The sequence below is a fragment of the Dietzia sp. E1 genome, from assembly GCF_014145015.1.
Lineage (GTDB): Bacteria > Actinomycetota > Actinomycetes > Mycobacteriales > Mycobacteriaceae > Dietzia > Dietzia cinnamea_A.
The window spans coordinates 1-8701 of record NZ_JAALDU010000025.1 but is presented as its reverse complement, the minus strand read 5'-3'; the positions used below and the strand labels follow the sequence as shown (position 1 = coordinate 8701).

General features: G+C 70.3%; 6 protein-coding genes. 4 read left to right on the top strand and 2 right to left on the bottom strand.

The window, feature by feature from the left end; genetic code table 11:
• Positions 1-335 precede the first annotated feature (335 nt).
• Both G6030_RS01295 and G6030_RS01290 read right to left on the bottom strand, forming a co-directional pair.
• On the bottom strand, positions 336-2252 hold the full coding sequence (locus G6030_RS01295; RefSeq protein WP_007625962.1) for an AMP-binding protein: 1917 nt from the start codon (positions 2250-2252) through the stop codon (positions 336-338).
• A gap of 63 nt (positions 2253-2315) precedes the next feature.
• Positions 2316-3842, bottom strand: coding sequence for a carboxyl transferase domain-containing protein (locus G6030_RS01290; protein WP_131885782.1), 1527 nt, complete (start codon positions 3840-3842; stop codon positions 2316-2318).
• A gap of 94 nt (positions 3843-3936) precedes the next feature.
• Here G6030_RS01290 and G6030_RS01285 point away from each other — a divergent pair, with 94 nt between their 5' ends.
• From G6030_RS01285 to G6030_RS01270, 4 genes are all read left to right on the top strand, one after another.
• Complete coding sequence (locus G6030_RS01285) at positions 3937-4683, top strand: enoyl-CoA hydratase (RefSeq protein ID WP_131885783.1); 747 nt, start codon at positions 3937-3939, stop codon at positions 4681-4683.
• Between the two features lie 158 nt (positions 4684-4841).
• Positions 4842-6485 (top strand): substrate-binding domain-containing protein, encoded by a 1644-nt coding sequence (locus G6030_RS01280; protein ID WP_131885784.1) that lies wholly within the window; start codon positions 4842-4844, stop codon positions 6483-6485.
• Between the two features lie 258 nt (positions 6486-6743).
• Positions 6744-7034: a DUF485 domain-containing protein gene (locus G6030_RS01275; protein ID WP_007627431.1), complete on the top strand. Its 291-nt coding sequence runs from the start codon at positions 6744-6746 to the stop codon at positions 7032-7034.
• On the top strand, positions 7034-8653 hold the full coding sequence (locus G6030_RS01270) for a cation acetate symporter (protein ID WP_131885785.1): 1620 nt from the start codon (positions 7034-7036) through the stop codon (positions 8651-8653). The genes G6030_RS01275 and G6030_RS01270 overlap by 1 nt, the downstream gene beginning before the upstream one ends.
• Positions 8654-8701 lie beyond the last annotated feature (48 nt).

Sequence of the window (8701 nt, the reverse complement as noted above, 5' to 3'; positions counted from 1 at the left end):
CACCGCCTGACCCGGCCCGGTCGCAGCCCCGCGGCCGACGACCCCCGTGTGCCCGACGACCACAGCCGCCCCTCACCATGGCGTCTCGCCTGCCCCGCGGTACGCGCCAGACGCCATGGCGAGGGGCGGCTGTAGTGCGCAGCATCATCGGCGGGAGCGAGACGCCATCGCCGGGAGCGGCTGCGTGGACACGCACGGAGGCGAGCCGCCATCGGCGGGAGCGAGACCCCATCGTCGAGAGCGAAACGCCTTCGCGGGGAGCGAGACGCCTGGCTCGGGCGCGGATCCCCGGCCGGGCCGCGAGTCGCCCCGCCCCGGCCGGCGCGGCCTCGGGCTTACCCCTGCTGCCGCAAGTAAGGCGTGAGGGCGTCGAGGACGGCCGGGTCCTCGATCGTCGACGGCACCGCCACATCCTTCTGACCATCGGCGATCTGCCGCATCGTCTTGCGGAGGATCTTGCCCGAGCGGGTCTTGGGCAGCCCCTGGACGACCGTGCAGTCGCGGAAGGTGGCCACCGCCCCGATCTCGTCACGCACCATCGCCACCAGTTCCGACCGCAGCTCGTCGGGGTCGCGGACCTGGCCGGATTTGAGCACCACGTAGCCGACGGGGCGCTGGCCCTTGAGATGGTCCTTCACGCCGATCACCGCGACCTCCGCGACGGCGGGATGCCGGGCGATGACGGCCTCCATCGACCCGGTGGACAGCCGGTGGCCGGCGACGTTGATGACGTCGTCGGTCCGACCCATCACGAAGACGTAGCCGTCCTCGTCGATGTACCCGCCGTCACCCGTGGAGTAGTAACCCTCGAAGACGGACATGTACGAGGAGACGAATCTCTCGTCGTCCTCCCAGAGGCCCGCCAGCGTGCCCGGGGCCATGGGCAGCTTGATGGCCAGGTTCCCCTCCTCGCCGGGCGGCAGGGGCGTGCCGTCTCCGTCGAGCACATGCAGGTCGTACCCGGCGACCGCAACGGTGGGGGAGCCGGGCTTGATCGGCATCGGCTCCAGGCCGCGGAGGTTGGAGGCGATCGGCCAGCCCGTCTCGGTCTGCCACCAGTTGTCGACAACAGGCTTGCCGAGGTTGTCGGTGGCCCACTGGTAGGTGTCCGGATCGAGACGCTCGCCGGCGCAGAACAGAGTGCGCATGGCCGACAGGTCGTACTTACCGATCTCGAGGCCCTCGGGATCCTCCTTACGAATCGCCCGCACGGCGGTCGGAGCCGTGAACAGTGCGACCGCGCGGTGCTCGGAGGCCACGCGCCAGAACGCCCCGGCATCAGGGGTGCCGACGGGCTTGCCCTCGTAGATCACTGACGTCGCGCCGACCAGTAGGGGCGCGTAGACGATGTAGGAGTGGCCGACCACCCAGCCCACGTCCGAGGCGGTCCACCACACGTCGCCCGGCCGGATGCCGTAGACGTTCCACATCGACCACGCGAGCGCGACGGCATGTCCGCCGTTGTCGCGGACCACGCCCTTGGGCAGCCCGGTCGTTCCGGAGGTATAGAGGATGTACAGGGGATCGGTGGCCTTCACCGGGACCGGCGCCGCCGGCTCGGAGACGGCGACGGCGTCATCCCAGTAGCTCCAGGTGGTTCCCGGGGTGTCGGGGAACGCCATGTCGGGGAACTGGTCGTGACGCGGGGCCACGATGACGGCCCCGGGGGTGTGGCGGGTGAGCTCGAGCGCCTTGGCGACCATGGGGAAGTAGGGCACCTTGCGCGTCGGCTCGATGCCGCCGTGGGACGTGACGATCACCTTGGGGCGGGCGTCGTCGATCCGGATCGCCAACTCGGGTGCGGCGAATCCGCCGAAGACGACGGAGTGGACGGCGCCGAGCCGGGCGCACGCGAGCATCGCCACGGCGGCACGGGGGACCATCGGCATGTAGATGACGACCCGGTCGCCGCGTCCCACGCCCTCCGCGGCGAGCGCGCCCGCGAACTCCTCGACCTGCTTCAGCAACTGGGCGTAGGTGATGGTCTCCTTGACCCCGGTGACCGCCGAGTCGTAGATGAACGCGGCCTGCTCGCCCCGCCCGGCGGCGACGTGCCGGTCGACGCAGTTGTACGACGTGTTCAGCTCACCGTCGGGGAACCACCGGTAGAAGGGTGGACGGGATCCGTCGACCGCCGTCGTGGGGGTCGTGGTCCAGTCGATGTCCCCGGCGACGTCCAACCAAAAGGCGTCGGGATCGCTGATCGAGAGCCGGTGGGCGGCGTCGTAGGTCGAGGTCGTCGAGTCCGACATCGGGTGTTTCCCCTCACGTACGGCAGCGGGCCCGCCGACCGTGCCGACGGGTTGTGACAGGCTTCACTCTAATGCGAGGCCCAGCTCGCGATACCGCATCATCCGCTCGGCGTACCTCCGCTCAGGGGGACGTCGGCGGACCTCGAGTAGAGCGGACGCGACCGCGTCGGCCATCCGGTCGCAGAACGCCTCCGGCTCGTCCGCGGCGTCGGGACGTTCGGGGACGACCACGTCCACGATCCCGGCCTCCAGCAGGTCGGCGGAGGTGATGCCCTGCGACCGGGCGACCTCAGGGGCGCGGCTGGTCTCGTGGTGGAGGATCGCGCTCGCGCCCTCCGGCGGCAGTGGGGCGAGCCACCCGTGACGCGCGCACAGGACCCTGTCGGCGGGGAGCAGCGCGAGAGCGGCGCCGCCGGTGCCCTGCCCCAGGATCACGGAGACGGTCGGGGTCGGCAGGGTGACGAGGTCGGCCAGACTCCTGGCGATCTCACCCGCCAGTCCGCCCTCCTCCGCCTCCCGCGACAGAGCGGCGCCGCGGGTGTCGATGAGCAGGACCAGGGGGACCCCCATCTCCGCGGCGATGCGCATACCGCGGCGTGCCGAACGCAACGCTGAGGGGCCGAGCGGGCTCTTCTCGTTCTCCGCGTCCCGGTCCTGCGCGAGCACGACGGCGGACTGGCCCCGGAACCGGACCAGCGACAACAGGAGTGATCCGCTGTCCTCGCCCTGACCGGTGCCGGACAGGGGCACCCGGTCGGGCGCCACGCGGTCGAGGAAGGCACGCGCGCCGGGGCGGTCCGGGCGCCGCGACCGGGTGATGGCGTCCCAGGCATCCGGGGGGAGGCCGTCGTCGGACTCCGGCTCGGGAACCGGCCCGTGGGGCGGCGCCGGCTCGTCGTCCGACGGCGGGTCCTGGCACAGGACCCGCAGGGCGCGGGCAGTGAGGTCGCGGAGCCCCTCCGGTGGGAGCACACCGTCGATCATCCCGCGTCGCGCGAGGTTCTCGGAGACCTGGACCCCGTCCGGGAAGGGCGCGTCATAGAGCGCCTCGTAGACGCGGGGCCCGAGGAAGCCGATGAGCGCGCCGGGTTCGGCCACCGACACGTGACCGAGCGACCCCCACGACGCGAACACGCCGCCGGTGGTCGGGTGCCGCAGATACACGAGGTAGGGCAGCCCCGCGCTCTTGTGTCCGGCCACGGCGGCGGAGATCTTGACCATCTGGAGGAACGCGATCGTCCCCTCCTGCATCCGCGTACCGCCCGAGGTGGGAGAGGCGAGGATCGGAAGCCCTTCGGCCGTCGCCCGCTCGATCGCCGAGACGATCCGCTCGGCGGCGGCGATCCCGATCGACCCGGCAAGGAAGTCGAACTCGCACGCGATGATCACGACCCGGCGGCCCAGCAGGGTCCCCTCACCGGTGATGACCGACTCGTCCACCCCTGACTTCTCGGTCGCCCGCTGGAGCGCCTCCTCGTACCCCGGCACCGCGTCGACCTGTGGCGGGCGGACCGGGGCGTCGTCCCAGGACCGGAAGGAGCCGTCGTCGAGGACCATGTCGAGGATCTGCAGAGCTCCGGTGCGCGCCATGACCGCATCGTACGGTGGGGCACCTACCAGCGGGTATCGTGAGGGTGAGGGTGCACTGCCGTACCCCCGTCACGCAGAGGAGCCCTCCGCCGCCATGATCGTCAGCCGCAGGGACGGCGCAGTCGTCGTCGTCACCATCGACCGTCACGAGACCCGCAACGCGCTCGACGCCGAGGTGTGCACCGCCCTGCGCGAGGCCGTCGAGGCCGCCGGCGCGGAGGCCGACGCCGAGGATCCCGTCCGCGCGATCGTCATCACCGGAGCGGGAACCGCGTTCTGCGCGGGCGCCGATCTGTCCGGCGGGGTGTACAACTCCGATTTCTACGACGCACACGCCGGGATGCTCCGTGCCGTGGAGTCGGTCCCGGTCCCCGTCATAGCCGCCGTCAACGGTCCGGCTGTCGGTGCGGGCGTGCAGCTCGCACTGGCGGCGGATCTGCGGGTGGTGGCGCCCGGCGCAGTCTTCACCGTGCCCGTCGTGAAGGTGGGACTGGCGCTGGACAACTGGACCATCAAGCGGTTGGCCAACGTCGTGGGCGGCGGCCACGCCCGCTCGGTGCTCATGACCGCCCGCCCCGTCGGTGCGGAGGAGGCCGCCCGGATCGGCCTGGCCAACGAGATCGGCGACGTCGAGGCGGCCATGGAGCTGGCCGCCGAACTCGCGCGGTTCGCACCGCTGAGTCTGCGACACATCAAGACCGTGATCAACGACGACGACGCCCGGCTGCTCCCGCGGGAGGAGCACACCGAACTCCAGTTGCGCGCGTGGAGCAGCGAGGACATGGCCGAGGCGCGGGCCGCCCGCGCCGAGAAGCGGCCGCCCGTCTTCCGCGGGCGCTGAACCGCCCCACCGCAGGTGACGCAGGCCGCCGTGGCGCCCCACGTACGGGCACCGCGGGCCGACCGGCCCGGGTACGATTCTCCGCGCCCGACCCGGATCCGCACGACGTGGGCGTCTGGCACGGCCCCGGGTATCGCATGACCGGGGGAGCGTCACCGATGGCCAGGCACAGCGCATCGCCACAGAACGGCAACCCGACGGCCCGGAGGGTCGTCCTCGTGGGAGCGGTGATCGTCGCCGTCGTGCTCGTGGTGGGCCTGGTGGTCTCCGGGCTGTCGAGGGCCGGTGTCGCCGGCTTCTGCGGGGCGGAACCGCGGATCAGCGTGGCAGCCGAGCCCGACATCGTCGAGCACGTCCGGGTCCTGGCGGAGCACGCCGACGGCTGTCACGCCTTCGACGTGGAACCGGTGTCCTCCGCGGACATGGCCACCCGCACCGTCTCGCGGGAGGCGCTACCGGACATCTGGGTGCCGGACTCCGCCGTGCGTCTCGCCCAGATGTCCCAGGACGTGCAGATCCCGTTCGAGACGGTCCTCAACTCCCTCGCGTCGACCCCTGTGGTCATCGCTTCCCGTGACGCCCCGATCGACATGTCGACGTGGACCTCGGCGCTCGCCACCCCGGGGCTGATGATGGGCGACCCGGTCCGGTCCGGCGTCGCGGACGCGCCGATCCTCGCCGCGACGTCGGAGGTCGAGATGCTGCGGTCGACTCCGGAGGCGCTGGGGGCCGCGATGGCGATGTTGGCCCAGGGGCAGATGAGTCGGATGGAGGTCCCGCCGACCTCCCGGGAGATGCTCGACAGGGTGATCGCCGGCGGCGGCGCGGCGATCGTGACGGAGCGGGATGCGGTGCTCGCGCAGCGGGCGGCGCCAGACTCGGGCTTGGAACTTCACGCGCCCGCCACCGGGGCGGTCTTCCTGACCTATCCGGTGGCCGTGACGACCCAGGACCCTACGCGCCGGGCCGAGGTGTCCGGGGCCGCCGAGGCACTCCGGGACGCCACCGCTGCGCCCGCTGTCATCGACGGGCTCTCCCGGGACGGTTTCCGGACCGCCTTCCGGGCGCCGCTCGCCGAGAGTGCGGGAGTGGGCGGGGCCGAGGCGCTCGTCGTCCGGGACGCGAACCGGGTCCACAGTGCGCTACGGCACTGGCGGCTCCTGGCGATGCCGGGCCGGTCCCTCGTCCTGGTGGACACGTCGGGTTCGATGGGCTTCGGGGTTCCCGGCACGGACCGCACCCGCATCCAGGCGCTCGTCGAGACGGCGGGCGCGGGGCTCGGCCAGTTCCCCGACGACGCGGAGCTCGGACTGTGGGCGTTCGGCGGTGCCGCCGGGAGCGACGGGCTCCCGTACGCGGAGGTCGCCGCACTGCAGCGCCTCGACGCGGCGGCTCCCGGGGGCACGCACCGTGCCGCGCTGGGAGGCGCGTTGGCCTCGCTGCCCGGGATGGTGGGTGGTGGCACCGACCTCTATCGTTCCGTGCTCGACGCCTACGCCATGGTGCGCTCGGGGTACGACCCGAACATGGTCAACTCGATCATCGTCATCTCCGACGGGGCGGACGACGCGACCTCGGACATCGGAGCGGACGAGTTCTTCGCCCGGCTCGATGAGATGGTGGACCCGTCCCGCCCCGTCATCGTGGTGACGGTGAGCCTTCTGGACGAGAGCAGTTCGGGCACCCTCGCGCAGATCGCGGAGGCTACCGGCGGCAGCAGCCATGTCGCCCGCACTCCGGAAGAGATCGTCCGGGTATTCGCGGAGGCGGTGGGGCGCCGCGGCTCCTCCGCTCAGCCGTAGCCCCGTAGGGAGGTAAGTGCTACCCGCCGACGGGGGTGGCGCCACCCGCGGTTTCGGCTCGTCATAAGAGTTCGCCGACGGTCTCTCCGCAATCTTCTGTGTCACGTGTCACACTTCCCCGGTCAGTGTCTGTGAAGCGCATCACTACAGGGGTGTGCTGACGAGAACCCGAAACGGAGGACCTCCGTGTCCCAACCAACCGAACCGCCGGCGGGGGGAGCATCGCGACGAACCCCGGATGCGGCGGAATTCACGGCGATGCAGGCCAGCCCCGCCTTCCAGGATCTGCGCAGCAAGTTCAGGGCGTTCGTGTTCCCCATGACGATCGCCTTCCTCGTCTGGTACTTCCTCTACGTGATCCTGGCCGTCTACGCGACGGACTTCATGGGGACCAAGGTGTTCGGGAACATCACCTGGGGTCTGATCATTGGCCTGGGGCAGTTCGTGACGACCTTCCTCATCACCTTCCTGTACATCCGCTTCGCCAACCGTGAGATCGATCCGCGCGCGGAGTCCATCCGCCTCGAACTGGAAGGTGGGGTCGCCTGATGGACTGGCTGATCAACATCAACGAACTCGCGCCGGGTGAGCAGGTCGGCAGCACCCTCCTCAACATGGCGGTGTTCGCCGTCTTCATCGTCATCACGATGACCCTGGTGCTGAGGGCGTCGAAGTCGACCAAGTCGACCAAGGACTTCTACACGGGCGGCTCGAGCTTCACCGGCCCGCAGAACGGCTTCGCGATCGCCGGCGACTACCTCTCGGCGGCCTCCTTCCTCGGTATCGCCGGCGCCATCGCGATCAACGGCTACGACGGCTTCCTGTACTCGATCGGCTTCCTCGTCGCCTGGCTCGTGGCACTCATGCTCGTGGCCGAGTTGATGCGCAACACGGGCCGGTTCACGATGGCCGACGTGCTCAGCTTCCGGCTCAACCAGCGGCCCGTCCGCATGGCGGCCGCGCTGGCCACCCTCGCGGTGTGTCTGTTCTATCTGATCGCCCAGATGGCCGGCGCCGGCGGTCTCGTCGCCCTGCTCCTGAACATCGACGACTCCACGGGGCAGTCGATCGTCGTGGCCGTCGTCGGCATCCTGATGATCGTCTACGTTCTCGTCGGGGGCATGAAGGGCACCACCTACGTCCAGATGGTCAAGGCCGTCCTGCTCGTCGGCGGTGTGCTGATCATGTGTCTCCTCGTCCTGATCGCCGTCCGAGGCAATTTCTCCGCGCTCCTCGGAGAGGCCGTGGCCAACTCGGGCAAGGATCTTCTGCAGCCGGGTCTGCAGTACGGCGCCACCGAGACCAGCAAGCTCGACTTCGTCTCGCTGTCGATCGCCCTGGTCTTCGGCACCGCGGGGCTGCCGCACGTGCTCATGCGCTTCTACACCGTGCCGACGGCGAAAGAGGCCCGTCGGTCGGTGACCTGGGCGATCGCGCTCATCGGCGGCTTCTACCTGTTCACCCTCGTCCTCGGCTTCGGTGCCGCGGCGATGGTCGGACCCGAGGTCATCGAGAACGCCCCCGGGGGTGTGAACTCGGCGGCGCCGCTGCTCGCGTTCGCGCTGGGCGGTGAGATCTTCCTCGGCATCATCTCGGCGGTCGCGTTCGCGACCATCCTCGCCGTGGTGGCCGGACTCGCCATCACCGCCTCCGCCTCGTTCGCGCACGACATCTACAACGGCGTAATCAAGCACGGCCAGGCGACCGAGCAGTCGCAGCTGCGGGTCTCCCGGATCACGGTGGTCGTGATCGGCATCGTGTCGATCGTCATGGGCATCGGCGCGATGGGGCAGAACATCGCCTTCCTCGTGGCCCTCGCCTTCGCGATCGCCGCCTCGGCGAACCTGCCGACGATCCTCTACTCGCTGTTCTGGAAGCGGTTCAACACCACCGGCGCGCTGTTCTCCATGTACGGCGGCCTGATCAGCACCCTGGTGCTCATCGCGCTCTCGCCGGCGGTCTCCGGCAGCGAGAAGTCGATGATCTCGAGCGTCGACTTCTCCCTGTTCCCGCTCTCCAACCCGGGCATCGTGTCGATCCCCCTGGCGTTCCTGCTGGGCATCGTCGGGACGTTCATCGGCAAGAAGGACGAGTTCCCGCAGAAGCGCGTGGAGATGGAGGTCCGCTCGCTCACCGGTGTCGGTGTGGAGAAGACCATCTCGCACTGACCCGGACCCTCGCCGGCCCGCCCGACCGTCGCCGGACGGTCGGGCGGG